Raw genomic sequence first — 25,729 nt, 5'->3', positions numbered from 1 at the left:
TTTCCTTGCCTTACCTGGCTTTACACTAATACGAGCATCGGGGTCGGTAGGACTGTAATGTGTTTTGTTTGAAGTATACCTGCCTCGTTGGCAGGCAGGTTTACTGCCTTTGTTACCTGCTCCTGGGCGCTGGTCTTGGTCTGCTCGTCAACGCTTATTTCGACTTTTTAACTCCTGTAACTCGTAATTACTCGCTGTAATGCCTTGCTGCGTTTTGGAGGCTTTATTAATCTTAGATTTCCTTATCGGAGTTTTTTTTATCCATAGAACTGATGTGACGTATCTTTTCTAAATGAACTTCTAAGTCTTCTTTGGGGACTTTAAGTTCCAAACTGTCCATAGATGCATTCGCCTTGACGGGTGCTGAATCTATCGCTTGGGTATGACCTGTTACCATACCCTGATTAACACACATCCCTAATACCTTGGTAAAAACATCTTCAAATACAGTTTCAGGATACAGTTGACGTGTACGACTTATAGTAGAATGCCAGGGTAATTCTTCATCGATGTCATAGCCTAAAAAATATAGTATATCCAATCGCATACCGCTATGCTGTATCAATTGGCGGTCACTGATAATATTCTCTAAATAGCCTACCAAACATAGCTTGAAGAATACTATGGGATCGATGCTTTTTTGTCCTCTAGATCCATAATAGCTCTTGGTTTGTACATAAAGAAAGTCTAAATCTAAAACGGCTTTTAATCGTCTGTAAAAATTAGACTCTGGAATTCGATCACTTAACTGAAATTGAGCAAATAACTTTTCTTGATAATTTTTCTTGCCTTGCATATATAAAAATACGAAATTTCTTTATATTTATAAAGGATTTGTGCAACAGGCACAACGTATATAATCCATTGCTAGTGAGAGCCTACTTACGAAAGTCCTTGCGGACTTTCTATCTGTGATTTATTTGCTGACTTTAGTGCTTAAACACGCAACGAAATCATACACTAGACCGTTGCCATTAATTTTGACCCGTCCTGAATAAAGGCTACATAATTTAATAAAAATTAGTATAAGAGCAACTCACATTGTATTTTCGGCACAATAAATGCACAACATTTCGTTATAACACAAAAAACCATTAACATGAAGCGTATTTTCATTGCTTTAATTTTATTTGTTGCTCATATTACATATTCACAAAATACAGCCATTGCAGCGGGCGAAAAATTAGTTTATACTGCATCCTATAATATGTCTGGTGTATTAAATGATATTGCCCTAGTAACTTTAGAGACAAGCAATATCAAAACTTCAAAAGCTACTTTATTACACTTAAAGTGTAAAGCCATAACTTATAGTAAATGGGATAATTTTTTTAAAATTAGAGATTTATATGAAAGTTATGTAAATCCAAAAACACTAACGCCTTACCTATACAAAAGGGATATAAATGAAGGTGGGTACACTAAAAATGTAAAATATACATTTAGCCATAAAACCAATACAGTAAAAAGTGTACAAACTAAAAGAGAATGGGTTGATAAAAAAGATGTAAAAATAAATTCTGGAACTAGAGACATTGTTTCTACTTTATACAAAATAAGGCTTTTTAATTTTTCATCAATGCCTGTAGGAACTAAAAAAACATTTACCGTTATTTTTGATAGAAAAGAGATAAGTGCTAAAATTACTTTTCTTGGAAAAGAAACTATAAATACTGCTATAGGTAGTAAAACTTGTTATAAAATTGCAGTGAGTAGTAACGAATCTGAAGTCATAAAAGGCACAAAAGACAATTTGATATGGTTAACTGCTGATGAAAATAAAATTATGGTTTATGGGAAATTTAAGATACCTGTTGGTAATGGCGAGTTAAAAATAAAATCTGCAACTGGTTTAAAACACTAATTTTTTATGAAACGTTTATTTACAATTCTTGCATTAATAACATCAATTTTAGCAATAATTTTATCAGTTTTACCTATATCTAATTTAGCAATATTCCCTTCTATAATTGCTTTAATCTTTGGTTTAATCGCGTTTTACCTTTCTAAAAAAACTGGAAACGTAAAAAAAATTATCCAATTTTCGTTTATTTTAACAATTATGGCTTTAGGCTTAACAACATACAAAGCTATTTTTAGTGAAACAAAAGTAGGTAACACAGAAGCCTTAATAGAAAAAGAAGAAACCTCCAAAGAAGAAGCTATAGAAGAATTAGAAGAAATTGATTTTGAAGAAATTGACTTAGATCAGTAACTTATTTTTTTTACTTTTTTTTATATTTGCACCGTTTTTAATACTAAATCAATATAAAGTTTTACTCCCTAAAAACTTTTATTAGCGTATTGTTATCAGTAAACTAAAACGAATGAAATTTTTTAGCACAATTCTCTTATTAACACTTGTTGGTACATGCGCTACACCTAAATATACTTTAAAGATTAAACATCTAAAGGAAAGTGTCTCTCTTGTTGATACCTCTGAAGTAAAAAAATACTCAAAAACAATTACTGCAAAAGAGTTAAGCACACAACTTTACAAATTTGCCTCTAAAGAATTTCAAGGGAGAAAAGCAGGAGAACAAGGACAAAAACTAGCTGCAGAGTTTTTACAATCTTACTACATTAATGAGGGTATTACTTCTCCTTTTGATGACGCAAATTATTTTCAAAAAATCACCAGACCGTATTTAACAAATGGTATTGAAACTACTGAGAACGTTTTAGCTTTTATTAAAGGTTATGAAAAACCAGATGAAATTCTCATTTTATCTGCTCATTTGGATCACTTAGGTAAAAAAGATGGTAATATATACTATGGTGCTGATGATGATGGTTCTGGCACAGTTGCTATTATGGAAATTGCACAAGCATTTAATATTGCTGTAGCTAATGGATATCGTCCTAAAAGAAGTATTTTATTTATACACTTTACGGCCGAAGAGATTGGACAAATAGGATCAAGGTTTTATGTAGAAAACCCCATTTTTCCATTAAAAAACACAATAGCTAATTTAAATATTGATATGATAGGACGTATTGATAATAGACACACACATAATAAAAATTATATTTATCTCATAGGGTCTGATAGAATTAGTAAAGAATTACATTATGTTTCTGAAGCTGTAAGTAAGGCTTATGTTGATATTGATTTAGATTACACTTATAATACTTTAAATGATAGAAACCAATATTACTCTAGATCTGATCACTATAAATTTGCAAAACGTGATATACCTGTAATTTTTTATTTTAATGGGGAGCATGAAGATTATCACAAACATACCGATACACCTGATAAAATAGATTATGAACTTTTAGAAAAACGTACCAGACTAATTTTTTCAACCGCATGGCAATTAATAAATCAAGAACATCGAATAGTAACTGATGATAATAACCTAATTTTAAATTAGTGTTATATTTGGTTTATGAAAAAGAAAATTATCTCGCTAATTACGACACTAATATTACTGGGGTGTAATAGCTCTAAAAAAAGTTTAAAAAAAATTGCTAATCCTGAAACTTACGCAAAAACAATCACAGCTAGCGAATTAAAAAAAATGCTTTATACTTATGCTTCTGATGAATTTGAAGGCAGACAAACAGGAGAAGCAGGACAAAAGAAAGCTGTAAATTTTATTAAAGCTAGTTATTTAGCAAACAATATACCTTCACCAATTTCAGATGGTAACTATTTTCAAGAAATTCCTGCTAACTATTTTAATGGGAGAGCAACTAATGACTCTGAAAATGTAATCGCTTATATTGAAGGCGATGAAAAACCAGATGAAGTTATAATAATTTCAGCGCATTTAGATCATATTGGTATCTCAGGAAGCGGTGATATCAATAATGGTGCAGACGATGATGGCTCTGGTACAGTAGGAATTTTAGAAATTGCAGAAGCCTTTAAAGCAGCTGAAAAAGATGGCTATAGTCCAAAAAGAACCGTTGTGTTTCTACATGTAACTGGTGAGGAAATAGGTTTACTTGGGTCAAGATATTATACAGATGAAGATCCTATTTTCCCATTGAAAAAAACTGTAGCTAATTTAAATATTGATATGATAGGACGTGTAGATAAAAAACACGAAGAAAAACCTAATTATTTATATTTAATAGGTTCTGATAGGTTAAGTAAAGAGTTACATGCAATATCAGATTCTATTAATAAAGCTACTGTTAATTTAGATTTTGATTACAGTTTTAATGATGAAAATGATCCTAATCGGTATTATTACAGATCTGATCATTATAACTTTGCAAAACATAATATTCCTGTAATATTTTATTTTAATGGTGTACACGATGATTATCATAAACCAAGTGATACGGCAGATAAAATTAATTACGATTTTTTAGAAACACGTGCACGACTTATTTTCTATACAGCTTGGGAATTAGCTAATAGAGAGGAAAGAATTAAGGTAGATTAATAAAAATCACTTTAAAAAAACTATACAAAAAAAGCCTTTCAATTTCTTGAAAGGCTTTTATTTTGGGTGGAAGACCGGATTCGAACCGGCGACCCTTGGTACCACAAACCAATGCTCTAACCAACTGAGCTACAACCACCGTGTAACAGCATTTTGTAATGCGTGTGCAAATGTAAATGTTTTCGATGTTATCTACAAAGACTTTTTTTAATAATTTAAGTGCAAAAACGTAACTACTTCAAGTCAAACAAACTATCAACTGCAGGATAACGTTCTACTGTAAAACCTTCTGCTGCCTTCACTCCTATTAGGCGTCCTAAATCTCTAGCTCTATATATAATACTGTCTGTAAAGTTTTTACTGGATATTGGTGTTTCTGGTTCTTTACTTTTCTCGCTAAAAAACTGTGTTTCATAGGCTAATACAGCTTTCATTTTAATATCTATATATCCAGATATATCTGTGACGATATCTGGCTCTAAATTTTTCCATTGTATATAATGGTATATGTGCTTTGGCCGCCACGGTTTTTGAGTGTTACCATCTTCATCTTTTGTTTCAATCTTTATTAAACCACTTAAAAAACAAGCATCACTAGTTAATTTACTTCCTTTTGCATGATCAATATGCCTATCATCAATAGCATTACATAACACTATTTCTGGTTTATAAGTTCTAATTTTTTTAATTAACGCTAACTGATGTATTTTATCATTGACAAAAAAACCATCAGCAAAACCCATATTTATTCTAACTGACACACCTAAAATATCTGCGGCATTTTTTGCTTCTACTTTCCGCGTTTCGGCTGTTCCTCTAGTACCTAACTCTCCTTTGGTTAAGTCTATAATACCTACTTTTTTTCCATTGGCTACTTCTTTAGCAACTGTACCACCGCAACCTAATTCAACATCGTCGGGATGTGCACCAACAGCAAGAATATCTAACTTCATATATTTTATAAATAATTAATAACTCCTTTGGTCGTAAAAAAATAAACATAGCTACTTTATTTTAAAAAAATAAGCACTTTTGAAAATAATACATTCTAGTTTTCATTAAAATTACAAATTTATTTAGCAAACTTGTATTACGAAAGCGTTTTCGTTTAATATTTATTTAATTTTCAGAATAAAAAATCATCAATATTGTAAAAATTAACCTAACGAAAAAAAGCATGATATTAATCATGATAATTAATCATACACTGAGGTAATTTTACACTATAAGAATTAATAATAGTTAATACTATAAATTATGATATACTTAATGCTTACTATATTAGTAATTACAATAGCATTATTTGTTTGGGGAAAATTTACACCAGACATTGTTGCACTTTTATCAATGATAAGTCTGTTTTTAACTGGAATCTTAGATGCTAAAGAAACTTTAAGCGGATTTAGTAACCCTACAGTAATTATGATTGCTGCACTATTTATTATTGGTGAAGGACTATCTCAAACAGGCTGGACAGCACTTGCAGGTAAAAAGTTTGTACAATGGGCTGGTAAAAGTGTAACTAAACTGTTGGTTATAGTCTCTCTAGGATCTGGAGTGTTATCAGGTTTTGTGAGTAATACGGGTACAGTAGCTACATTAATGCCTTTAACAATAGCATCTGCTTGGAGTATTGGTACGCTACCATCTAAAATGTTAATGCCTGTTGCTTTCGGCTCTAATACAGGAGGTCTATTAACATTAACAGGTACACCTCCAAATATTATTTCGAGTAATGCACTTATTGAAGCTGGATATGAAGGATTTTCATTTTTTGAATTTGCATTAATAGGTTTGCCTCTATTAATAGTAGCTTTACTTTATTTTAGATTTATAGGCTATCGGTTACTGCCTAAAAATAAAACGAATAATAAACCTGTGGATATAGAAACAACATTTCATAAATGGATTGAGGCTTACAAGATAGATGGTGATTATTATAGATTACGTGTGCGTTCGGTTTCTCCACTTTTAGACACACATTTTGGTCTCTGGAATTTTGAAAAAGAGTACAATATTTCTATTTTAAGATTAAAAAGAAGACACCCAAATCCACTAAAAGGTATCCCGCAGTTTGTAGAATTCCCTAACAATAAAACCATGTTTAATTATCACGATATTATCACAGTAAAGGGAGATACAGAAGCTATCAACAAACTCATGATTACATTTAGACTTGGTCTTTTACCGTTAGAACCAGTTACAGACGAACTTAAAAATAACCTTATAAATCAAGAAGTTGGTATGACAGAGGTTATTGTAAACCCAAATTCTATGTTAGTAGGTAGAACCTATAAATTAGGAGACTATTTTAGTCGTTATGGTATTCAATTACTAGCTGCATCTAGAAACAATAAACCACTTACAAGTAAAGAGATAAAAATAAAGGTAGGTGATTCATTTTTATTACGTGGTACTTGGGAAAGTATCGAAGATCTTAAGAAGCAACATGATAACTTAGTAATTTGTGGTAGCCCTGAAGGAATGGCTAAAAATATTGATAGTTTAAACTCTAAATCTTATATAGCCTTAGGTGCATTACTTTTAATGATTGGACTGCTTGTATTTAAAGTAGTACCAGGTTCTATAGCTGCATTAATTTGTGGTGGTATTGTTTTATTAACTGGATGTATCCCAATGTCAAAAGCTTATAAAGGTATAAGTTGGACAAGTGTTGTGATGATTGCAGCTATGATACCTATGGGTATTGCGTTACAAAAAACAGGAACTGCAGAACTTGTTGCAAATGCGCTTGTTACCTATTTAGGATCTATTTCTCCTGTAATGCTGTTAGGTGGTATATTTTTACTTACTACTACGTTTAGTCAAGTTATAAACAACTCTGCAACTGCAGTACTTATGGCGCCTATAGCAATACTTGCAGCAACATCTTTAAACCTATCACCAGAGCCTTTTATGATAGTGGTTGCTATAAGTGCATCTACAGCATTTTTAACACCAGTTGGTACTACAACAAATGCAATGGTAATGTCTGCTGGAGGATATAAATTTATGGATTACTTAAAAGTTGGCGCTCCTTTATTACTTATGTTTTTTATTATTTCACTTGTACTTGTGCCCATTATTTGGCCTTTTTAAATATTTTAATTTTAGATAAAAAAAAGAGACTCTTAATTGAAGTCTCTTTTTTGTTTATAATAAGTTAGTAATACTTTTATATTTTAAATTGAGCTAAAGCATCTGCCATTTCATCTCTTAAACTTGAAGCTTTTACAGCTGCTGCAGCTGCAAAATCCTCACCATTAGAGGCATAAATTATACCTCTAGATGAATTTATTAATAAGCCAACAGAAGTATTCATTCCATACTTACATACCTCTTGAAGATTACCGCCTTGAGCACCAACACCTGGAACCAATAAAAAACTATCTGGAATTATATTACGAATGTCTGCTAGATATTCAGCTTTAGTGGCACCAACAACATACATTAAATTTTGTGAGTTTGTCCAAGACTTTGAGGTTTCTAAAACGTGCTTATAAACTTCTTTACCATCAATGGTTTTTGTTTGAAAATCAAATGCACCTTGGTTAGACGTTAATGCCAACATAATGGTATGCTTGTCGTTAAAGGCCAAAAATGGTTCTACAGAATCTTTTCCCATATATGGAGCTACAGTAACAGCATCAAACGCTAAATCCTCAAAAAAAGCTTTAGCATACATGGTACTTGTATTGCCAATATCGCCTCGTTTAGCATCTGCAATGGTAAAAATTTCTGGATGGTTTTCGTTTAAATAAGTAATTGTTTTTTCTAAAGCTTTCCATCCTTTAATACCATAAGCTTCATAAAACGCTGTATTAGGTTTATACGCTACACATAGATGATGTGTTGCATCAATAATAGCTTTATTAAATGAAAAAATAGGGTCGTCTTCTTTTAAAAGATGTTTTGGAATTTTGTTTAAATCTACATCCAATCCAATACATAAAAAGGATTGTTTTCTTTTGATTTCTGAAATAAGCTGTGTTGTTTTCATTTACAATTTAAATAATAAAGTTCCTTTTATTTCTTTTTCATCTACAAAACCACGATATCTAGAATCTATTGAATTTTCTCGATTATCTCCAGAAAAAAAATACTTCCCTTCTGGTATCGTAATTGGTCCAAAATTATTTAAATCCCAAGTCTTACTTTTTGAAAAAATACCTTTAAATAAGTTGCTTTTTTCTGTGGAGACATGTCTCTTCAGCTTAAGAGGAAATTTTGAAACAAAATCATTATCTAAAAAAGTAAAAATCGAATCTTTGGAAATTGGATAATACTCAAAACCATCGTCACCTTCAAAAAAAGGTTTTAACTGACCAAATGACACATTATCAATAACATATGAAAATCTTAAATTTAAATCTTTATCAACATTTTTCTCATTAACAAAATAGTTTCCTTTTTTACATTCTAGTCTATCACCTGGTAATGCTATTAAACGCTTTACTATTGTGTATCCATCAAGGCTATCTGAGAATTTAAAATAAGCAAAATCATTTCTTTTTGGTTTCAAAAGATTAGAGCCAAAAATATAACAGTTTGTTGGTAAATTTGGTTCATTCGAAGAGGACGGAACATTATAATAAGTAAACATTCCTGTTAATTTAAGAAAGATAAATAATGAAAATATTACAATCAAAAAATTTCGTAAACCTTTATTCATTTTGCTTCAACCAATAACAAATTATATAGTCTCATCACTAGCCTTTAACTTTTCAGTGTTTTCAGCTAATTGTAATTCATCAATGATTTTTTGAATGTCGCCATTTACGATATTTGATAAATCGTAAAGCGTTAATCCTATTCTATGGTCTGTTACACGACCTTGCGGGTAGTTATAGGTTCTAATTTTAGCACTTCTATCACCAGAAGACACCATGCTTCCACGTTTTTCAGCATCTGCGGCATTTTTAATTTCAAGTTCTCTATCATACAAACGAGAACGTAATACTTTAAATGCCTTTTCTTTATTTTTATGTTGCGATTTTTGATCTTGACACTGTGCCACCAAACCCGTAGGCTCGTGAGTTAGTCTAACAGCAGAATATGTTGTATTTACAGATTGACCACCAGGACCAGAAGAACAAAAGTAGTCTATACGCACATCTTTTGGATCGATTTCCACATCAAACTCTTCTGCTTCGGGAAACACCATAACGGTTGCTGCACTTGTATGTACACGCCCCTGAGTTTCGGTTTGCGGCACACGTTGCACACGATGCACACCAGCTTCAAACTTTAAAGTACCATAAACATCAGCACCAGAAACTTCAAATTGTATTTCTTTAAAACCACCATTAGTACCTTCACTAAAATCTACAGTACTTACGCTCCACCCTTTACCTTCGCAATATTTGGTATACATTCTAAATAAATCACCTGCAAAAATACTAGCTTCATCTCCTCCTGTTCCCGCACGTAACTCTACTACTGCATTTTTAGCATCTTCTGGATCTTTAGGAATAAGCAGTACTTTTATTTCTTCTTCAAGAAGTGGAATTCCCTGTTTAGCTTCGTCGTATTGCATTTTAGCCATTTCAACCATTTCAGCATCACTCCCATCGGCTATAATTTCTTCAGCTTCAGCTAAATTATTTGTAAACTCAATGTAGGCTTCACGCTTATCCATTAAAATTCGCAAATCTTTATATTCTCTTGTCAGTTGCACATATCGTTTTTGATCAGAAATAATATCTGGTTGAATGATTAAATCACTCACCTCATCAAAACGCTGCTTTATTATCTGTAACTTATCTAACATCTTCTTATATCAATTGGTCACCAAAAATACGATAATTTATGAATTTTGAGTGATTGAGATCAAACCTTATCCACACAAATAAAAATAATACTATTGTTTAAACGTTAGTAACTGTATTATGCAACAATTTTCTGCTATACTTCTATTTTACAAACCATTCTTTTCATGGTCTTGTGGTATAAATTTTTTACTCTTGCTTTTAGGTTTCGAAATTGTACCACTCTTTCTAGTAAAAATGTTTCTGGTAATTATTCTATGGTTTTTTATTACCGAATCAACTGTTAAACGGCAATTAACACTTTATAAAAAGTTAGGGATTTCAACATTAAAACTCTTGGTATTATTTTTTGTGATAGATGTACTACTTAGTATACCTTTTCTTTTAATAGTAAAGGTTTTTATATAGTATTAAAATTAGCTAAACGAGATTTTAACCACATTTAGAAGAGCCACAATCTTTGCAAGTAAGACAACCTTCTTGGTAAATTACGTTTCCAGAACCACAATTAGTACAGGCTTGCCCTTTGGCTTGTGTACCATCTTCTATATATCGTTTTAAGGCTCTACCTACGCCGTTTTTCCAAGAATTAATCGATACGCTATCTAGCTGTAAACTATTGATTAAATCTACAATTTTATCAATAGGCATACCATGCCTTAATGTACTAGAAATAAGTTTTGCATAGTTCCAAAACTCTGGATTAAATTTATGCGATAAACCTTCAATAGTTGTTTTATACCCTCTAGTATTTTTGTATTGAAAATCGTAGCGAGACGAACCATCGTCGTTTCTATTTTTAATAATTAAGCCCGTATTTACCCAACGTGGTATTAAAATACCATCTTCATCATCGGCTAGTCCTGTAAAAATTTCGTAGGGCTTATTATCAACTAAACCAATAAAAGCAATCCATTTTTCTTTTTTATTTTGAAAGCGAACAACATCTGCTTCCAAAATTTGTGGACGTTTGTTTGGAAAATCTGTAAGTGTATGTTCAGTACTTTCTTCTTTCTTTTCATCGTTTGAAATTAAGACGCCAGAACGAGAACCATCTCGGTACACGGTAACACCTTTACAACCAACTTCCCAAGCTTTTACATACAAATCACCTACTAATTCTTCACTTACATCATTTGGCAAGTTAATAGTAACACTTATAGAATGATCTACCCATTTTTGAATAGCTCCTTGCATACTTACTTTACTCAACCAATCTACATCATTTGACGTTGCACCGTAATAGGGCGATTGCTTAATTAAATCGTCAATTTCATCTTGAGAAAAGTTTTTAGAAGTATCAATTCCGTTTACGGCCATCCACTGTTTAAATTTATGATGAAACACCACATATTCTTCCCAAGAATCTCCAACCTCATCTACAAAATCTACGCGAACATCTTTATCGTTAGGGTTTACTTTTCGTCTTCTTTTATACACTGGTAGAAATACAGGCTCTATACCAGATGTAGTTTGTGTCATTAAACTCGTAGTACCTGTTGGCGCTATAGTTAACAAAGCTATATTTCGTCTCCCATGTTCTAACATGTCATAATACAACTTACTATCTGCCTCTTTTAATCGTTTAATAAACGGATTGTCCTTTTCTCTAGTAGCGTCAAATATTGAAAATGCACCACGTTCTTTAGCTAAATTTACTGAACCTCGATAGGCCTCGATAGCAATTATTTTATGCAACTCTACAGAAAATGCATTACCTGTTTCACTGCCATACTTTAATCCTAAAGCAGCAAGCATATCACCCTCGGCAGTAATACCAATACCTGTTCTTCTACCATCGCTTGCTTTTTGTTTAATGTTTAACCATAAATTTCGCTCTACGGCTTTCACCTCATCTTGCTCTGGGTCTTCATCAATTTTTTTAAGAATGACATCAATTTTCTCTAATTCTAAATCTATAATATCATCCATGATACGTTGCGCATAAGCTACATGTGTTTTAAATAACTCAAAATCAAAACGAGCATTTTCTGTAAAAGGCGCTTCAACATAAGAAAATAAATTGATGGCTAATAATCTACAAGAATCATAAGGACATAAGGGAATTTCTCCGCAAGGGTTTGTTGATACGGTTTTATAACCTAAATCTGCATAACAATCTGGTATAGACTCTTTGGTAATAGTATCCCAAAATAAAATACCAGGTTCAGCCGATTTCCATGCATTATGTACAATTTTTTTCCAAACACTACTAGCATCTATAGTTTGTGTTAGCTTAGGCACTGCACTAAATATTGGATATTTTTGAACGTATTTTGAATTGTCTTTTACGGCCTGCATAAAATCATCATCAATTCTTACAGATACATTAGCCCCAGTAACTTTACCTGCTTCTAATTTTGCATCTATAAAATCCTCAGCATCAGGATGATTTATTGAAATAGAAAGCATTAAAGCACCTCGCCTTCCATCTTGTGCTACTTCTCTGGTTGAATTAGAATAGCGCTCCATAAATGGCACAATGCCAGTTGATGTTAATGCTGAATTTTTAACCTGAGAGCCTTTTGGGCGAATGTGTGATAAATCGTGACCAACACCACCGCGACGTTTCATAAGTTGAACCTGTTCTTGATCTATCTTCATGATACCGCCATAAGAATCTGAAGCACCATCATTACCAATAACAAAACAATTGGATAGAGATGCGACTTGATACGGATTACCAATACCAGCCATAGGGCTACCTTGAGGTACTATATATTTAAAATCCTTTATTAAATCGAAAACTTCGGCTTCGGTAAGTGGATTTTTATATTTTTTTTCAATTCTAGCAATTTCTTTTGCAATACGCTTATGCATATCGTTTGGCGTTTGCTCAAATAGGTTTCCCGCTGCGTCTTTTAAAGCATATTTATTAATCCATACTCGAGCAGCTAAATCATCATTATTAAAATATTTAAGTGATGCTTTAAAAGCTTCTTCTTGAGAAAATACGTGTTGTTCTAGAGGTGTTTTTACCTGTGTAGCCATTACTATTAAATATAAAATTGATGGATTAATTTTTCGAATTGTAAAACAACAAAAATAATTTCATTTTTTACATGATAAAAATCATAAAGTTTACAACAAAAACTACACAATCAACTCAAAACAAGGTGATTATGATTTTATTAACACTAAAAAGTTAACAAAAAATTTGTTTATAGATTAAAAATCTACTGCAAAACCTATACCTAAAAACTGTTTCCATTGTATTCTTGCTCCTGCTTCGTCAAACTCGCCTTCTACAGTTGCTGATGGTTCTAAAGTTTTTACATCATCGTCATATTTTAAATGAGACTCTAAAGTAGCACGCACAAAATTATTCACTTTAAAATCAAAATTCAATCTCCAATCCACATCTACATTTCCAAAGTTATTAATGTAGTCTGTATAAACACTTAGTAAATGTGTTGCTTTTATATTTTTAGCAAGTGCTATAGCGTAACTATTAGTTATAAGCACTCCTACTTCTCGCCTTAAATTGCTCCCTTCTCTAACAATGTTACCGTTTTCATCAAAAATAGCTGGATCTACACCAAACGAACCCGCATTAGCTAACTCTTGATCTAATACAAACGTTGCCTTAAGTGTTAAAGGTGATAGGTAAAAAGACAGTTCTTCTATATTTTTACCGTATTCCATACCACCACCAAAAAATAAATACCCCGGTGCTAATAGCCTAGAAATAGGATTTTCCGTGTCAGGATATCTAAATCCTTCAGTAAGCTGTGTTTTAAAATTAAAACGTGCAGAATAAAACCACTTAGAATCATTAGTAGGCTGATACCCTAGATTTGATGTAATCTCAAAAATATCATCTGTTTTACGTAATTCTCTGTCTTCTTGTTTATTTACACCATAACCAACTCTAAGTCCATTGTTCCAAAAGAAAAATTTATCCTTGTAGTTAGCGGTATATTGATAGCCTAATAATGCCGAAATTGAGTTTGTACCACCAGCATTCCAATTTGTAAAACTTACCTGGCTAATATCTATACTTGCTTTTTGGTTTTGTTTCCATTGCGGACCATCATAAGCTTTTTTTTCTATGATGTATAGTGAATCTGGCTGAGCAAAAGAGCATTGAATAAAACATATAATGAGGGCTACAAAAAGTTGTCTCATGATTATTTGATTTGATTGAAAAACACCATATCTTCAAAAATCATTCCGTTAGAATAATTTGATATATGTTTATGAATATACAAACTCCCCATATTCACTTTTTATTGTAAGCTCTTTTTTTTCTGAAGCTTCTACCCTACCAATTACCTTAGCATCTACATTAAATGATTTTGAGATTTCAATAATATCATTTGCTATGTCGGGAGATACATAAAGTTCCATTCTGTGTCCGCAATTAAACACTTGATACATTTCTTTCCAATCTGTTTTAGATTGTTCTTGTATCAATTTAAATAATGGTGGTACTGCAAACATATTATCTTTTACAATATGTAAATTATCTATAAAATGCAAAATTTTAGTTTGAGCACCTCCTGAACAATGTATCATACCATGAATTTTATCACTTTTATAGTTAGATAAAATAGCTTTGATAATAGGTGCATAAGTACGCGTTGGCGATAGTACTAATTTACCTGCATCTAGTGGTGCTTCATCTACAGTATCTGTTAATTTTACATTACCAGAATACACCAAATCTTCAGGAACTGCTGCATCAAAACTTTCAGGATATTTTTCAGCTAAATATTTATGAAACACATCATGGCGCGCAGAAGTTAAACCATTACTCCCCATACCGCCGTTATATGCTTTCTCATAAGTAGCCTGCCCAAAACTTTCTAAACCCACAATAACATCACCAGGTTTTATATTGGCATTATCTATTACATCACTACGTTTTAGTCTTGCAGTTACTGTAGAGTCAACAATAATGGTACGTACCAAATCGCCAACATCGGCAGTTTCGCCTCCTGTAGAATGTATGGTAACACCAAAAGATTTTAAATCTTCAATTAATTCTTCTGTTCCATTTATAATTGCAGATATTACATCTCCTGTTATTATATTTTTATTTCGACCTATAGTAGAAGATAGCATGATGTTATCTGTTGCGCCTACACACAATAAATCGTCAATATTCATAATAAGTGCATCTTGCGCTATCCCCTTCCAAACGGATACATCACCAGTTTCTTTCCAATACATATATGCTAAAGATGATTTTGTACCTGCACCATCGGCATGCATTATCAAACAATAATCCTCATCATTAGTTAAATAATCTGGTACTATTTTACAAAATGCCTTTGGAAATAATCCCTTATCGATATTTTTAATAGCGTTATGTACATCTTCTTTTGAAGCGGAAACACCGCGTTGTGCATAACGTTTAGAAACTTCTTGACTCATAATTAAATATTGAGTTGCAAAGTAAAGGAATATTTTAAAAATTACTCGTATTTAAAAGTGGTATAACCAGACTTTTATTAACTAGTTTTTAACTTAATTTGAGATTATTTGATGACAAACAAATACTTAGTTAAATAGGACTGATGAGCACATACACACCCGAGTTTGGACATAAAAAAGCTATTAAAAACACCTAAGTGTCTAAGAAATAATTATGATCATTTATTTCATTTTTAAGGATTTGCCTATCGCTTATACCAATTTTTTTACCTTGTGCCGTAATCAACTTTTCTTTTTTTAATGCTGAGAATACCCGAATAACTTGCTCTTCTGTGGTGCCTGCATAATCGGCATATTCTTTTCGGCTAAGTGGCAAATTTATAAATCCGTTTAAATCGCCAAACTTACGGTGTATGTATAACAGAGTATCTATAACCCTCTCACGAACCGTCATTTGCGAGATAGATTTAACTTTATTTTCACTTCTGTTAAGCTCGTTGGCATAAAACAACATCATATCAAACGAAAACTTAGGGTTTACAAGAAGTGCTTCCTGCAGGCTTTCTTTAGAAAAATAACATAATACTGTATCTTTTAATGCAATAGCTCCTATAGAATAATACTCTTCAGTACCAAAACCACGATGCCCAATAATTTCACCTTCTTTGGCAAATCTTACAATTTGCTCACGACCATTAATACCCGTTCTAAAAACTTTTACTGTGCCTTTTAAAATAAAAAAGAGTCCGTTTACTGGCGCCCCTTCCATTATAAATTGTTGCCCTTTTTTACAAGGTAATGTACTTTTATTCTGTATTAAATGAGAATCTTTAAGAATAGTGAGATTTCTTTTTAAAATACAATTGATATTCTCGCATGATGCACATGAAGTATCTTTTAACGAACGAAATTTTGTGTTTTTTTTTAACATAGCTACTCTAGATATAATCTAGCGTTATGTTTCAAAAATAAGTAATAATACTTAGTTTTTGACCTTTAATTACTTATTTTTACGAAGTTGATAAATTCGATTACCTTTTAATTTGAATATCTAAAATTAAAGATTTAAATATTTATATTTTTTAATATTTTTTGTTTCTACAAGAAGATGCAATAACATCTACCACGAAAATCGCTATATTTGCTAGGATATAACGAAAATTTTTATGATTTCTATTGCTGAAGCTATTTCCATTGTAAAAGAAAACGGCAAACCACTGCTGCAGTCAACTATAAAAAAGGTTGAAAAAGCTGGTGGTTATGAATTGTTTGAAGACATCTTCTCTCCTATCAACATGCCTCCTTTTCGACAATCGGCTATGGATGGGTATGCACTAAATTTACACGAAAACTTAAGTTATAATTTAATTGGAGAAATTAAAGCTGGTGATGGACATGCACTTAAATTAAAACAGGGTGATGCAGTTAGAATTTTTACTGGTGCTCCTGTCCCTGATTCTGCAGATGCGGTAATGATGCAGGAAAAAGTGACAGTAAATAGTGATACGATTACTATTTCTCACCAAATTAAAACAGAACTTAATATTCGCCCTTTAGGTGAGCAAGTAAAAACTGGAAATATTGCTCTTAAAAAAGGCACTAAACTCACACCTGCTGCAATTGGCTATTTACTGTCTTTGGGAATTACTGAAGTTTCGGTTTTTAAAAAACCAAATATAGGGATTGTAACTACTGGAAATGAACTAATAGCACCTGGTGAAGACCTTGCATACGGCAAAATTTATGAAAGTAACTCTAAAATGTTATTGAGCGCACTTTATAATTTGAAGTTTTATGATGTTACACTTTATAAAGTTGAAGATGATTACACAAAAACCATTGAAACATTAGATACAGCGTTAAATGACAATGATTTGGTATTAATTACAGGTGGAATCTCCGTTGGCGATTACGATTTTGTTGGAAAAGCGCTTATTGAATTAAAAGTTGAAGAACTTTTTTATAAGGTAAAACAGAAACCTGGTAAGCCTTTATTTTTTGGAAAAAAGAATGAAACTAAGGTCTTTGCACTTCCTGGGAATCCTGCCGCGGCATTGTCTTGTTTTTATATCTATGTTTATATCACGTTGCAACAATTTATGAATCGTGAGGTTTTGGAATTACCCAGAGTTAAAGTAACATCTACTAGTACTTTTGAAAAACGAGGAGATCGCCCTCAATTTTTAAAAGGGATTTATAATAACGGAAAGGTTGAAATTTTAGACGGTCAAAACTCATCGATGTTACAGACCTTTGCGGTAGCTAACGCTTTGGTATTTGCGCCTGCTGAACTTACAACAATTAAAATCGGAACTGAGTTGGAAGTCATTTTATTACCAAACTAAAATACACTTATGGGATACAAAATAAAAAGCCGAATTTGGATTGAAGCAGACAATAATGTGCTTCTGGGTGAAGGTAGAGTGCATTTACTAAAAGCCATTCAAGAAACAGGGTCGTTATCTAAAGCTGCAAAGTCTCTAAATATATCCTATAAAAAAGCGTGGCAACTCTTAGACTCTGTGAATAAATCGGCCAAAAAGCCTGTAACTATAAACAGTATTGGTGGTAAAGGTGGCGGAGGTGCAGAACTTACTGAATATGGAAAATCGCTTGTTGTTGCTTTTGATGAGATTAATAGGAATTGTTGGAAGTTTTTGGACAAGGAATTAGCAAGAATTGAATTACTTTAAGTGTCTAAAGTTAGAAGTATTTAAAGTGACTAAAGTTAAAAAGTAATGAATAATAAGGAGTTTGCGAAAAAATTGGAATACAGGACGAGGCAATTTGGTATTTCTGTTATAAAATTATCTAGTGCTTTACCTAACTCAATTGAAGCAAAAGTTATTAAAAATCAGATAACCAAATCAGGCACAAGTGTTGGCGCTAATTATCGTGAAGCGAATAGGTCTCGAAGTAAACGTGATTTTAAAAATAAAATAAAAATATCTGAAAGTGAAGCTAGTGAAACTGAATATTGGTTAGAAATAATAAACGATTTGAATTGGGTGGAACACGCAAAATTAAATCCAATAATAAAAGAAGCCAAAGAACTTTTAGCACTTTTCACGTCCATTTCAAACAAACTTTAGACACTTTTAACTTTAAGTACTTTAGGCACTAATACATGCTACAAACAGAAAACATATACATCTTTTTACTCATACTACCCGTAGTATCCTTTTTGTATGCAAGCGTTGGACATGGAGGCGCAAGTGGTTATTTAGCTTTAATGGCTTTGTTTTCATTCGCAGCAGAAACTATGAAGCCTACAGCGCTATTACTTAATATCTTTGTAGCTGGTATAGCGTTTTACTATTATTATAGAGAAGGGTTTTTCAATAAGAAGCTTTTTTTATCATTTGCTACAGCTTCTATTCCGTTGGCGTATTTAGGAGGTACTTTAGAAGTTGATTCATCTATTTACAAAAAGATCTTAGCTATTTTACTCATTTTTGCAATTCTAAAAATGCTGAATGTTTTTGGAAAAGAAAGTAACACTATTAAAGAAGTAAAACTTTGGCAAGGACTTATAGTTGGTGGCATTATTGGATTCTTTTCTGGACTCATTGGTATTGGTGGCGGTATTATACTAACGCCTATTATTTTACTCTTGCATTGGGGGAAAATGAAAGAAGCTGCGGCAGTTTCGGCCCTATTCATTTGGGTAAATTCCGCAGCTGGTTTGGCAGGCCAACTTAAAAGTGGTGTATCTATTGAAAGTGGCTCTTTCCTATTGGTTGGGATTGCCTTAATTGGAGGTGTTTTAGGTGGTTTTTATGGTAGTAAAAAAATTAACAATCAAAGTTTACGATACATATTAGCTTTTGTTTTAATTATAGCCTGTGCTAAATTAATATTCACTTAATATGATACGGAAAAAATACATAACAGGTATTATTTTGGCAGGCGGTAAAAGCTCTCGTATGGGTACAGACAAAGGGTTTTTAATATTGAATAATAAATCTTTCGTACAATATAGCATTGATGCGCTAAAACCTTTAGTTTCAAAAATAATTATTGTTTCAGATAATCCAGAGTATGATGTTTTTGGTTATAAACGCATTACAGATGCTATAAAAAATGCTGGTCCGGTTTCTGGGATTTATTCTGGATTGCAAACCTCAAAAACAGAATATAATTTGGTTTTAAGTTGCGATATTCCATTAATTACATCGGAAGCTTTGAAAAAACTAATTGATGCTATCGATGACACCTCTGAAATTATTCAAGCTGAAAGTTATGGTAAGTCTATGCCGTTAGTAGCCATCTATAAAAAGAGCATTGCTGGCGTTTTTCATAAGTTTTTAAAGAAAGATGAACGCCGATTGAGAATAGCTATTAAAAGTTGCCAATTTAAAAATGTAGTTTTAGATAAGGCATTTGAAAATACCACAATGAACATAAATACTAAAGAAGAATTTAAACAGATACAAAATGCTGATTACTATTAAATATTTTGGTCAAATAGCTGAAGTGACAAACAAAAACGAAGAACAGCTAGAAGTCTCTGGAACTTCTATTTCAGAACTTTTAGAACAATTGTATTCAATATATAACTCATTGAACAACAAAAATTTTAAAGTAGCCCAAAATCAGGAATTAGTAGGATTAGACACAAAATTAACAGGAAATGAAATTGCATTATTACCGCCTTTTTCAGGGGGATAATTTTTATTTAACAGTTGAATCATTAACCTTTACAAACGATTACACAATTACACAAAATAAAAAGATACAACATTAAACTTTATCAAATGAAAGATAAAAAACCAAAAAATGTATTTAGAGAAGGCGCTATTTCTTCCGATTTTATAGGGAACTCGATTTATAAACACCAAACTAAAACGAGTATTGGAGCGCATAATATTTTCCTTGGTCAAGTTCGAGCAGATGACATTGATGGCAAAACAGTCTCAGCTATTGAGTATACAGCATATGAAGATATGGCAAATAAAAAATTTCATGAGATCAGAGAAGCAGCTTTTGAGAAATTTGATTTAACCTGCATGCATATCTATCACAGTTTAGGAACAGTAAAAGTTGGAGAAATATGTCTATTTGTATTCGTTTCTTCACCAAGACGCAAAGTCGTTTTCGAAGCTTTAGAATTTATAGTTGAAGCCATTAAAGCAGATGTTCCTGTTTTTGGAAAAGAGATTTTTGAAGACGAATCACACCAATGGAAAGTGAATTCTTAAATTGTTGAATTATACTTATAAAAAACTGTGTTAAAACTTGATATTAATCCAAATCAAAAGCATATTACCAATATTGAAAATTGGTTATCTAGCGAGTGGAACAATACTAACGAAGGATTTTATTGTAACTGGGAAATCATTTTGGTCGCATTTAAAAAAAACAATTTAATTGTAATAACTCGTGATGATTATCCTATTGGGTTTTTGTCTTACAGGATTCATAACTCTATTTTAATAATTGATAAGTTAGAAATTAAGCCACTAGAGAGAAGAAAAGGTTATGCAAAAGAATTATTAAAACAAACATTTGAACATTTTATAACTGAAAGGGTGTTAGTTACAAAACTTTATTGTTCACCTCCAAGTTCAGAATCTTTTTGGGAAAAAATTGGTTTTAATAACCTTCCAAAACTACAAGAACATGCTGATATTATTTATATGTATAAACCGCTAGTGAAGACTTTGCAGCCTGAAGGAAAAGCTAATATAAATTCCACTATTAGTTTATGGAATTGCGAACCTTATCAGATTAATGATACCCTTCCAACATGGGTTTGGAACTTGATTTTTTTAGAAGATAAAAAAACTTTGATCAGACCAATAATTTTTCCTGCTTCTGCTAATTGGCAATTAGAATTAGTCTTAAACGGGAAAAAAATCATAACTAACCAAGTAAAAAAACTTTCAAAACATCTTTTATTTGACGAGAATTTTATTATTCTCACAAAGATAATTACATAAAACTTGTTTCAATAATTATTAAATAAGCCCGAAATGGTAGATATTACATATAAAAATACCACACTAAGAACCGCAATTGCACAAGCCGTTGTAAAAGTTAGTAAACCTGAAACAATTAATGCGATACAAAATGATACCGTTCCAAAAGGTAATGTATTTGCGATGAGTAAAGCAGCTGGATTATTAGGCGTGAAGCGCACTCCAGACATTTTACCTGATTGTCATCCTTTGCCAATTGAATTTACAGGTATTGAATACAAAATTGACGGTCTTGAAATAACCGTTTTATTCACTGTAAAAACCATTTATAAAACAGGTGTTGAAGTTGAAGCGATGCATGGCGCTAGCGTTGTGGCTTTAAACATGTACGACATGCTAAAGCCTATTGATAAAGGCATAGAGATTCATGCTATTAAACTGCTAAAAAAGAAAGGTGGCAAATCTGATTTTAGAGATAAATTTAGAAAAGATTTAAGCGCTGCTGTTGTGGTTTGTTCGGATACTATTTCGGCTGGTCATAAAGAAGATAAAGCTGGAAAAGCTATTATCAGTAAGCTAGAAAGTTGTGATGTGAACATTTCAGAATATGTCATTATTCCTGATGAAGTCGCAGACATTCAGCAAAAAGCAAAATCATTTCAAGAACAAGGTATTGATTTGGTAATATATACTGGCGGAACTGGTTTATCAGGACGCGACGTTACACCTGAAGCACTTATACCATTATTAGAGCGAAGAATCCCGGGTATTGAGGAAGCGATTAGAAGCTACGGACAAGGGCGCATACCTTTCGCAATGCTATCCCGAAGTGTAGCCGGTACAATTGGAGATACTTTGGTATTGGCTTTACCAGGCTCAACAAATGGTGCAAAGGAATCAATGGATGCAATTTTTCCTGCTGTATTACACAGTTTTAGAATTTTAAAGGGTGCAAGACATGACTAAAATTTTGATTCGTGGAATCGTTAAATTGTTTAACCGATTACAAAGTGCAAAGATTCAACAATTAAACAGATTGAATACATGAGCGACAATAAAAATATATTACAAGATTCGCATGGTAGAGACCATGCGTATTTGCGTATTTCATTAACCGAACGCTGTAATTTACGCTGTTCGTATTGTATGCCTGCTGATGGTGTAGCATTATCTCCTAAAAGTCATTTAATGACTTACGAGGAAATTTATGACATTGCTAAAACCTTTGTAAATCATGGGGTTACCAAAATTAGATTAACCGGAGGCGAACCCTTAGTTAGAAAAGATATTCCTGTGATTTTGGAAAAACTTTCAAGTTTGCCTGTGGAATTATCTATAACATCAAACGCGGTAATTATTGATAAATTTATTGATGTTTTAAAAGCAAATGGTGTTCAAAAAATTAATGTCAGTTTAGATTCTTTAGACGCCGCTAAGTTCAAATATATTACCCGAAGAGCTGAATTTAAAAAGGTTTATGACAATATTTTACTATTAGTTAAAGAAGGTTTTACCGTAAAAGTAAATGTCGTTTTAATGAAAGGGTTTAATGATAATGAAATTATCGATTTCATAAATTTCACGAAAGATTTACCAATCTCAGTTCGTTTTATAGAATTCATGCCTTTTGATGGCAACAAATGGGATATGAGTAAGCTAGTATCCTACAAAGAAGTTATGAAATACGTCAACAAAGCCTTTTCAAAAGACAAAATAGAACGTTTACAGGATGCTCCAAACGATACCTCTAAAAACTATAAAATAAAAAGCTATAAAGGCAGTTTTGCTATTATTAGTTCTGTAACCAATCCGTTTTGTGATTCTTGCAATAGATTGCGTTTAACTGCCAACGGGCAATTAAAAAACTGTTTGTTTTCATCTGGAGAATCTGATTTGTTAACAACGCTACGTGAAGGAAAACCGATTGAACCTATCATTCAAAAAGCAGTACAAGCAAAATTTAAAGTTCGAGGTGGTATGGATACTTTGGAGAAACTTCAAGAACCAAAACTTCACACTAACAACAGAAGTATGATAACTATTGGGGGGTAATTACTTAAGAATTTATAATACTAAATCCTTATTAGGATAAATCAATGAGCTGATGATCATTTTTTAATATCTCTAAGGATTCAGTTATAGAAAATATACTTTTAAATAAGGTTTGTTTCATTTCTTTTTTTTCTAAAACTTCACTGTTATATTTTACTAAAATATCTTGATGTTTAGTTATAGAGGTTATGATATTGTTTATACATGGCATATAGTTATTTAACTGATTAGCATTTACAAATCCCACATGTTTTAAATCAAATTGATTGAACATAAACCGAGCTCCTGATCGAATTGCAAAAACATCAGATTTAAATTTTTTAATATCTACTATGGTAATAGTATTTAAGCATAAAGCTCTTATATCTTTAAGAATTTGATACGTTTTATCTCTACTAGCATTATTTACTAAACATAATTCTAAGTTTTTGGCCTCATTTAAATGCTCAACAAAAAAATGTGTATTTATATCTTTTTCATTATTGTGAAATATTATAATAATTCCTATTTTCATTACTAGTATTATTTAAACAATTATACTACCCCTAAAATTCCGTTTTCAATAGCGTAGGCACGCTTCTTTTTTCCTCTATAAACCCAAGCAATCTGCGCTAATTGACCCACAATTTTAACAGAATCTTTCATTGAAAGTTTAGAACCATCAGCATGAATCCATCGTTTTAACGGCTGCTCACAAAGCATTGCTTTTGCTTGTTTTAAACCAAAATGTATACTCATTCTTTTAAAGATTTCAACATCAAAAATCCATTGGGTGACGAATTTTTTACCAAAAGCTATCGCTATAACATCTTTATGGAAAATTTTAGCACCACATTGCGTGTCTTTAAAATCCATTTTCAAAATTTTTCTGATGATGAAATTAATAGTTAAGCTAATTATTTTTCGTGCCGATTCTTTAGTAATATTTGCGCCCATTCTTGCTATACGAGAACCACTAACTATTTTAAATTCAGAGCTTTCAATAGTTTTTACTAAATCATCAAAGTCTGCTAAATCTGTAGATAAATCGGCATCTAAAAACCCAATATAATCTAAATCTTCTTTTTTAGCCATGTGCAACATTCCTAAACGTACCGCTTCAGCTTTACCTCCATTTTTTTCACAGTCGTATACTGTAATAAAATCCTCTCTTCCTTTTTGTAATTCTTTTAATACTTGTAACGTTTTGTCTTTACTTCCATCGTTTACAAAGCATAAATGGTAACCAGAATTTTTATCTATATAATCAGTAAATTCTCTACTTAATAAACGTTCTTCTTCATTGTAGCATGGTATCACAACCCCGACACAACGCTCTTGAATCATCACATCACTTTTTCGAGTCATATTTTTAACTTCTGGTGCGCCAATTAATCGTTTAACACGTGCACAAATTTCATTAAGGCTTAATGGCTTTTTCATGTAATCATTAATACCTAATTCAAAGCCTTCAGTAATAATATCATCTTTTGTATTACCTGATAAAACCATTATTGGTGTATCCGCCTTTTTTGAATTTCTTATTTTTTTAATTATATCTAATCCTGAGACTTTAGGCATATTAATATCTACAATTACTAAATCTGGTTTAAATGAGTTGTAAAGTGAAATACTATTATTGGCATCTGTTTCTATTTTAACATCATATCCTAATTCTATCAACCGCTTTTGTATGGGTAATAAAACTAATTGTTGATCGTCTATGGCTAATATTTTCATGATTTCTAATTTTTAGAATTTAATTAATGTATTTTAAAAAAGATATTTAAGCGTTTAATACGTGCACAAATATCATTTAATGATGCTGGTTTTTTTATAAAATCATTTATTCCAAGTTTGAAAGTATTGGTAATAATTTCGTTACTAGTATTGCCTGATAAAACTATTATTGGAGTAGATGAGTTTTTGTTAATTCTTATATAATTTATAAATTCTATTCCAGAAAAATCTGGTATATTGATATCTACAATTACTAAATCTGGTTTAAATCTATCATAGATCCCTATACCTTCATTAGCATCTGTTGTTGTGCATACTTTGTAACCTAGTTCTTCTAATCTTTTTTGTAAGGGCAATAAAACTAGCTGTTCATCGTCTATGGCTAATATTTTCATTGTAATGGATATTGTTATTAATTACAGGACAAATGTACATTGAAGAGCACTTGTAAAATTAATATTTAGCCTAAGGCATAGTGATGTGTAGACGA

At 31.9% G+C, this 25,729-nt stretch carries 27 protein-coding genes and 1 tRNA gene; 15 read left to right on the top strand and 13 right to left on the bottom strand.

All coding sequences use genetic code 11. From position 1 onward, the window contains the following. Window positions 1–232: 232 nt before the first annotated feature. Window positions 233–796, bottom strand: coding sequence for a transposase (locus ACKGJY_RS08100; protein ID WP_413973371.1), 564 nt, complete (start codon window positions 794–796; stop codon window positions 233–235). A gap of 303 nt (window positions 797–1,099) precedes the next feature. Between ACKGJY_RS08100 and ACKGJY_RS08095 the strand changes: the two genes are divergently transcribed. From ACKGJY_RS08095 to ACKGJY_RS08080, 4 genes are all read left to right on the top strand, one after another. Then, a complete protein-coding gene (locus ACKGJY_RS08095; RefSeq protein ID WP_413973370.1) occupies window positions 1,100–1,864 on the top strand; it encodes a DUF3108 domain-containing protein in 765 nt (254 codons plus the stop codon). A 6-nt stretch (window positions 1,865–1,870) separates the two neighbouring features. Further along, window positions 1,871–2,215: an FUSC family protein gene (locus tag ACKGJY_RS08090; RefSeq protein WP_413973369.1), complete on the top strand. Its 345-nt coding sequence runs from the start codon at window positions 1,871–1,873 to the stop codon at window positions 2,213–2,215. Between the two features lie 112 nt (window positions 2,216–2,327). Further along, a complete protein-coding gene (locus tag ACKGJY_RS08085) occupies window positions 2,328–3,377 on the top strand; it encodes a M28 family peptidase (protein WP_413973368.1) in 1,050 nt (349 codons plus the stop codon). 15 nt (window positions 3,378–3,392) lie between these two features. After that, window positions 3,393–4,400 (top strand): M28 family metallopeptidase, encoded by a 1,008-nt coding sequence (locus ACKGJY_RS08080; RefSeq protein WP_413973367.1) that lies wholly within the window; start codon window positions 3,393–3,395, stop codon window positions 4,398–4,400. A gap of 64 nt (window positions 4,401–4,464) precedes the next feature. On the opposite strand, the gene ACKGJY_RS08075 is transcribed toward ACKGJY_RS08080, so the two are convergent. Both ACKGJY_RS08075 and bshB1 read right to left on the bottom strand, forming a co-directional pair. Continuing rightward, window positions 4,465–4,540, bottom strand: a tRNA-His gene (locus ACKGJY_RS08075). Window positions 4,541–4,633: 93 nt separating this feature from the next. Beyond that, window positions 4,634–5,353, bottom strand: coding sequence for a bacillithiol biosynthesis deacetylase BshB1 (gene bshB1 / locus ACKGJY_RS08070; RefSeq protein ID WP_413973366.1), 720 nt, complete (start codon window positions 5,351–5,353; stop codon window positions 4,634–4,636). 316 nt (window positions 5,354–5,669) lie between these two features. Between bshB1 and ACKGJY_RS08065 the strand changes: the two genes are divergently transcribed. Then, the gene (locus tag ACKGJY_RS08065; RefSeq protein ID WP_413973365.1) at window positions 5,670–7,499 is read left to right on the top strand and encodes an SLC13 family permease; all 1,830 of its coding nucleotides are present in this window, start codon (window positions 5,670–5,672) and stop codon (window positions 7,497–7,499) included. Window positions 7,500–7,575: 76 nt separating this feature from the next. Here the strand turns inward: ACKGJY_RS08065 and pyrF are convergent, their stop codons facing one another. From pyrF to ACKGJY_RS08030, 7 genes are all read right to left on the bottom strand, one after another. Continuing rightward, window positions 7,576–8,400 carry an orotidine-5'-phosphate decarboxylase gene (gene pyrF / locus ACKGJY_RS08060; protein ID WP_413973364.1) on the bottom strand — a complete coding sequence of 275 codons (825 nt, stop codon included), beginning with the start codon at window positions 8,398–8,400 and terminating at the stop codon, window positions 7,576–7,578. Beyond that, window positions 8,401–9,072 (bottom strand): signal peptidase I, encoded by a 672-nt coding sequence (gene lepB / locus ACKGJY_RS08055; RefSeq protein WP_413973363.1) that lies wholly within the window; start codon window positions 9,070–9,072, stop codon window positions 8,401–8,403. 21 nt (window positions 9,073–9,093) lie between these two features. Continuing rightward, window positions 9,094–10,170, bottom strand: a complete 1,077-nt coding sequence (prfA, locus tag ACKGJY_RS08050) for a peptide chain release factor 1 (protein WP_413973362.1) — start codon at window positions 10,168–10,170, stop codon at window positions 9,094–9,096. 430 nt (window positions 10,171–10,600) lie between these two features. Beyond that, window positions 10,601–13,159 (bottom strand): adenosylcobalamin-dependent ribonucleoside-diphosphate reductase, encoded by a 2,559-nt coding sequence (locus ACKGJY_RS08045; protein ID WP_413973361.1) that lies wholly within the window; start codon window positions 13,157–13,159, stop codon window positions 10,601–10,603. Window positions 13,160–13,336: 177 nt separating this feature from the next. Beyond that, entirely contained in the window at window positions 13,337–14,296 is a 960-nt protein-coding gene (locus tag ACKGJY_RS08040; RefSeq protein ID WP_413973360.1) for a DUF3078 domain-containing protein, read from the bottom strand. A gap of 69 nt (window positions 14,297–14,365) precedes the next feature. Continuing rightward, window positions 14,366–15,547: an AIR synthase related protein gene (locus ACKGJY_RS08035; protein WP_413973359.1), complete on the bottom strand. Its 1,182-nt coding sequence runs from the start codon at window positions 15,545–15,547 to the stop codon at window positions 14,366–14,368. A gap of 193 nt (window positions 15,548–15,740) precedes the next feature. Beyond that, on the bottom strand, window positions 15,741–16,478 hold the full coding sequence (locus tag ACKGJY_RS08030; protein WP_413973358.1) for a Crp/Fnr family transcriptional regulator: 738 nt from the start codon (window positions 16,476–16,478) through the stop codon (window positions 15,741–15,743). A gap of 235 nt (window positions 16,479–16,713) precedes the next feature. On the opposite strand from ACKGJY_RS08030, the gene ACKGJY_RS08025 reads away from it, so the two are divergent. The 10 genes from ACKGJY_RS08025 to moaA all read left to right on the top strand — a co-directional run bounded on the left by ACKGJY_RS08025 (window position 16,714) and on the right by moaA (window position 23,520). After that, the gene (locus tag ACKGJY_RS08025) at window positions 16,714–17,892 is read left to right on the top strand and encodes a molybdopterin molybdotransferase MoeA (protein ID WP_413973357.1); all 1,179 of its coding nucleotides are present in this window, start codon (window positions 16,714–16,716) and stop codon (window positions 17,890–17,892) included. Between the two features lie 9 nt (window positions 17,893–17,901). Then, a complete protein-coding gene (locus tag ACKGJY_RS08020; protein ID WP_413973356.1) occupies window positions 17,902–18,240 on the top strand; it encodes a winged helix-turn-helix domain-containing protein in 339 nt (112 codons plus the stop codon). Between the two features lie 45 nt (window positions 18,241–18,285). After that, window positions 18,286–18,639, top strand: coding sequence for a four helix bundle protein (locus ACKGJY_RS08015; RefSeq protein WP_413973355.1), 354 nt, complete (start codon window positions 18,286–18,288; stop codon window positions 18,637–18,639). A 35-nt stretch (window positions 18,640–18,674) separates the two neighbouring features. After that, the gene (locus ACKGJY_RS08010; RefSeq protein WP_413973354.1) at window positions 18,675–19,415 is read left to right on the top strand and encodes a sulfite exporter TauE/SafE family protein; all 741 of its coding nucleotides are present in this window, start codon (window positions 18,675–18,677) and stop codon (window positions 19,413–19,415) included. Between the two features lies 1 nt (window position 19,416). Continuing rightward, window positions 19,417–20,001, top strand: coding sequence for a molybdenum cofactor guanylyltransferase (locus ACKGJY_RS08005; protein ID WP_413973353.1), 585 nt, complete (start codon window positions 19,417–19,419; stop codon window positions 19,999–20,001). Next, window positions 19,985–20,218, top strand: coding sequence for a MoaD/ThiS family protein (locus ACKGJY_RS08000; RefSeq protein WP_413973352.1), 234 nt, complete (start codon window positions 19,985–19,987; stop codon window positions 20,216–20,218). Before ACKGJY_RS08005 ends, ACKGJY_RS08000 begins: the two co-directional genes overlap by 17 nt. Window positions 20,219–20,304: 86 nt before the next feature. Beyond that, window positions 20,305–20,748, top strand: a complete 444-nt coding sequence (locus ACKGJY_RS07995; RefSeq protein WP_413973351.1) for a molybdenum cofactor biosynthesis protein MoaE — start codon at window positions 20,305–20,307, stop codon at window positions 20,746–20,748. A 27-nt stretch (window positions 20,749–20,775) separates the two neighbouring features. Beyond that, window positions 20,776–21,489 carry a GNAT family N-acetyltransferase gene (locus ACKGJY_RS07990; protein WP_413973350.1) on the top strand — a complete coding sequence of 238 codons (714 nt, stop codon included), beginning with the start codon at window positions 20,776–20,778 and terminating at the stop codon, window positions 21,487–21,489. Between the two features lie 33 nt (window positions 21,490–21,522). Beyond that, window positions 21,523–22,434 carry a bifunctional molybdenum cofactor biosynthesis protein MoaC/MoaB gene (moaCB, locus tag ACKGJY_RS07985; RefSeq protein ID WP_413973349.1) on the top strand — a complete coding sequence of 304 codons (912 nt, stop codon included), beginning with the start codon at window positions 21,523–21,525 and terminating at the stop codon, window positions 22,432–22,434. Window positions 22,435–22,512: 78 nt separating this feature from the next. Beyond that, entirely contained in the window at window positions 22,513–23,520 is a 1,008-nt protein-coding gene (moaA, locus tag ACKGJY_RS07980) for a GTP 3',8-cyclase MoaA (protein ID WP_413973348.1), read from the top strand. A 31-nt stretch (window positions 23,521–23,551) separates the two neighbouring features. Here the strand turns inward: moaA and ACKGJY_RS07975 are convergent, their stop codons facing one another. Genes ACKGJY_RS07975 through ACKGJY_RS07965 form a run of 3 tightly spaced genes read right to left on the bottom strand, consistent with a single transcriptional unit; the run spans window position 23,552 to window position 25,634 of the window. Then, the gene (locus tag ACKGJY_RS07975) at window positions 23,552–24,034 is read right to left on the bottom strand and encodes a family 2 glycosyl transferase (RefSeq protein WP_413973347.1); all 483 of its coding nucleotides are present in this window, start codon (window positions 24,032–24,034) and stop codon (window positions 23,552–23,554) included. Between the two features lie 20 nt (window positions 24,035–24,054). Continuing rightward, window positions 24,055–25,239, bottom strand: coding sequence for a response regulator (locus ACKGJY_RS07970; RefSeq protein WP_413973346.1), 1,185 nt, complete (start codon window positions 25,237–25,239; stop codon window positions 24,055–24,057). A gap of 23 nt (window positions 25,240–25,262) precedes the next feature. Further along, entirely contained in the window at window positions 25,263–25,634 is a 372-nt protein-coding gene (locus ACKGJY_RS07965; RefSeq protein ID WP_413973345.1) for a response regulator, read from the bottom strand. Between the last annotated feature and the right edge of the window lie 95 nt (window positions 25,635–25,729).

Source organism: Hyunsoonleella sp. 2307UL5-6, from assembly GCF_047345485.1.
Taxonomy (GTDB): Bacteria; Bacteroidota; Bacteroidia; order Flavobacteriales; family Flavobacteriaceae; genus Jejuia.
The sequence above is the reverse complement of the archived record's forward strand: the minus strand, read 5'-3'. Positions and strand labels throughout refer to the sequence as shown.

What these genes read in the sequence shown, in the direction of transcription:
- ACKGJY_RS08100 (WP_413973371.1), bottom strand. Translation starts at nt 796, where the DNA reads ATGCAAGGCAAGAAAAATTATCAAGAAAAGTTATTTGCTCAATTTCAG.
- ACKGJY_RS08095 (WP_413973370.1), top strand. Translation starts at nt 1,100, where the DNA reads ATGAAGCGTATTTTCATTGCTTTAATTTTATTTGTTGCTCATATTACA.
- ACKGJY_RS08090 (WP_413973369.1), top strand. Translation starts at nt 1,871, where the DNA reads ATGAAACGTTTATTTACAATTCTTGCATTAATAACATCAATTTTAGCA.
- ACKGJY_RS08085 (WP_413973368.1), top strand. Translation starts at nt 2,328, where the DNA reads ATGAAATTTTTTAGCACAATTCTCTTATTAACACTTGTTGGTACATGC.
- ACKGJY_RS08080 (WP_413973367.1), top strand. Translation starts at nt 3,393, where the DNA reads ATGAAAAAGAAAATTATCTCGCTAATTACGACACTAATATTACTGGGG.
- bshB1 (WP_413973366.1), bottom strand. Translation starts at nt 5,353, where the DNA reads ATGAAGTTAGATATTCTTGCTGTTGGTGCACATCCCGACGATGTTGAA.
- ACKGJY_RS08065 (WP_413973365.1), top strand. Translation starts at nt 5,670, where the DNA reads ATGCTTACTATATTAGTAATTACAATAGCATTATTTGTTTGGGGAAAA.
- pyrF (WP_413973364.1), bottom strand. Translation starts at nt 8,400, where the DNA reads ATGAAAACAACACAGCTTATTTCAGAAATCAAAAGAAAACAATCCTTT.
- lepB (WP_413973363.1), bottom strand. Translation starts at nt 9,072, where the DNA reads ATGAATAAAGGTTTACGAAATTTTTTGATTGTAATATTTTCATTATTT.
- prfA (WP_413973362.1), bottom strand. Translation starts at nt 10,170, where the DNA reads ATGTTAGATAAGTTACAGATAATAAAGCAGCGTTTTGATGAGGTGAGT.
- ACKGJY_RS08045 (WP_413973361.1), bottom strand. Translation starts at nt 13,159, where the DNA reads ATGGCTACACAGGTAAAAACACCTCTAGAACAACACGTATTTTCTCAA.
- ACKGJY_RS08040 (WP_413973360.1), bottom strand. Translation starts at nt 14,296, where the DNA reads ATGAGACAACTTTTTGTAGCCCTCATTATATGTTTTATTCAATGCTCT.
- ACKGJY_RS08035 (WP_413973359.1), bottom strand. Translation starts at nt 15,547, where the DNA reads ATGAGTCAAGAAGTTTCTAAACGTTATGCACAACGCGGTGTTTCCGCT.
- ACKGJY_RS08030 (WP_413973358.1), bottom strand. Translation starts at nt 16,478, where the DNA reads ATGTTAAAAAAAAACACAAAATTTCGTTCGTTAAAAGATACTTCATGT.
- ACKGJY_RS08025 (WP_413973357.1), top strand. Translation starts at nt 16,714, where the DNA reads ATGATTTCTATTGCTGAAGCTATTTCCATTGTAAAAGAAAACGGCAAA.
- ACKGJY_RS08020 (WP_413973356.1), top strand. Translation starts at nt 17,902, where the DNA reads ATGGGATACAAAATAAAAAGCCGAATTTGGATTGAAGCAGACAATAAT.
- ACKGJY_RS08015 (WP_413973355.1), top strand. Translation starts at nt 18,286, where the DNA reads ATGAATAATAAGGAGTTTGCGAAAAAATTGGAATACAGGACGAGGCAA.
- ACKGJY_RS08010 (WP_413973354.1), top strand. Translation starts at nt 18,675, where the DNA reads ATGCTACAAACAGAAAACATATACATCTTTTTACTCATACTACCCGTA.
- ACKGJY_RS08005 (WP_413973353.1), top strand. Translation starts at nt 19,417, where the DNA reads ATGATACGGAAAAAATACATAACAGGTATTATTTTGGCAGGCGGTAAA.
- ACKGJY_RS08000 (WP_413973352.1), top strand. Translation starts at nt 19,985, where the DNA reads ATGCTGATTACTATTAAATATTTTGGTCAAATAGCTGAAGTGACAAAC.
- ACKGJY_RS07995 (WP_413973351.1), top strand. Translation starts at nt 20,305, where the DNA reads ATGAAAGATAAAAAACCAAAAAATGTATTTAGAGAAGGCGCTATTTCT.
- moaCB (WP_413973349.1), top strand. Translation starts at nt 21,523, where the DNA reads ATGGTAGATATTACATATAAAAATACCACACTAAGAACCGCAATTGCA.
- moaA (WP_413973348.1), top strand. Translation starts at nt 22,513, where the DNA reads ATGAGCGACAATAAAAATATATTACAAGATTCGCATGGTAGAGACCAT.
- ACKGJY_RS07975 (WP_413973347.1), bottom strand. Translation starts at nt 24,034, where the DNA reads ATGAAAATAGGAATTATTATAATATTTCACAATAATGAAAAAGATATA.
- ACKGJY_RS07970 (WP_413973346.1), bottom strand. Translation starts at nt 25,239, where the DNA reads ATGAAAATATTAGCCATAGACGATCAACAATTAGTTTTATTACCCATA.
- ACKGJY_RS07965 (WP_413973345.1), bottom strand. Translation starts at nt 25,634, where the DNA reads ATGAAAATATTAGCCATAGACGATGAACAGCTAGTTTTATTGCCCTTA.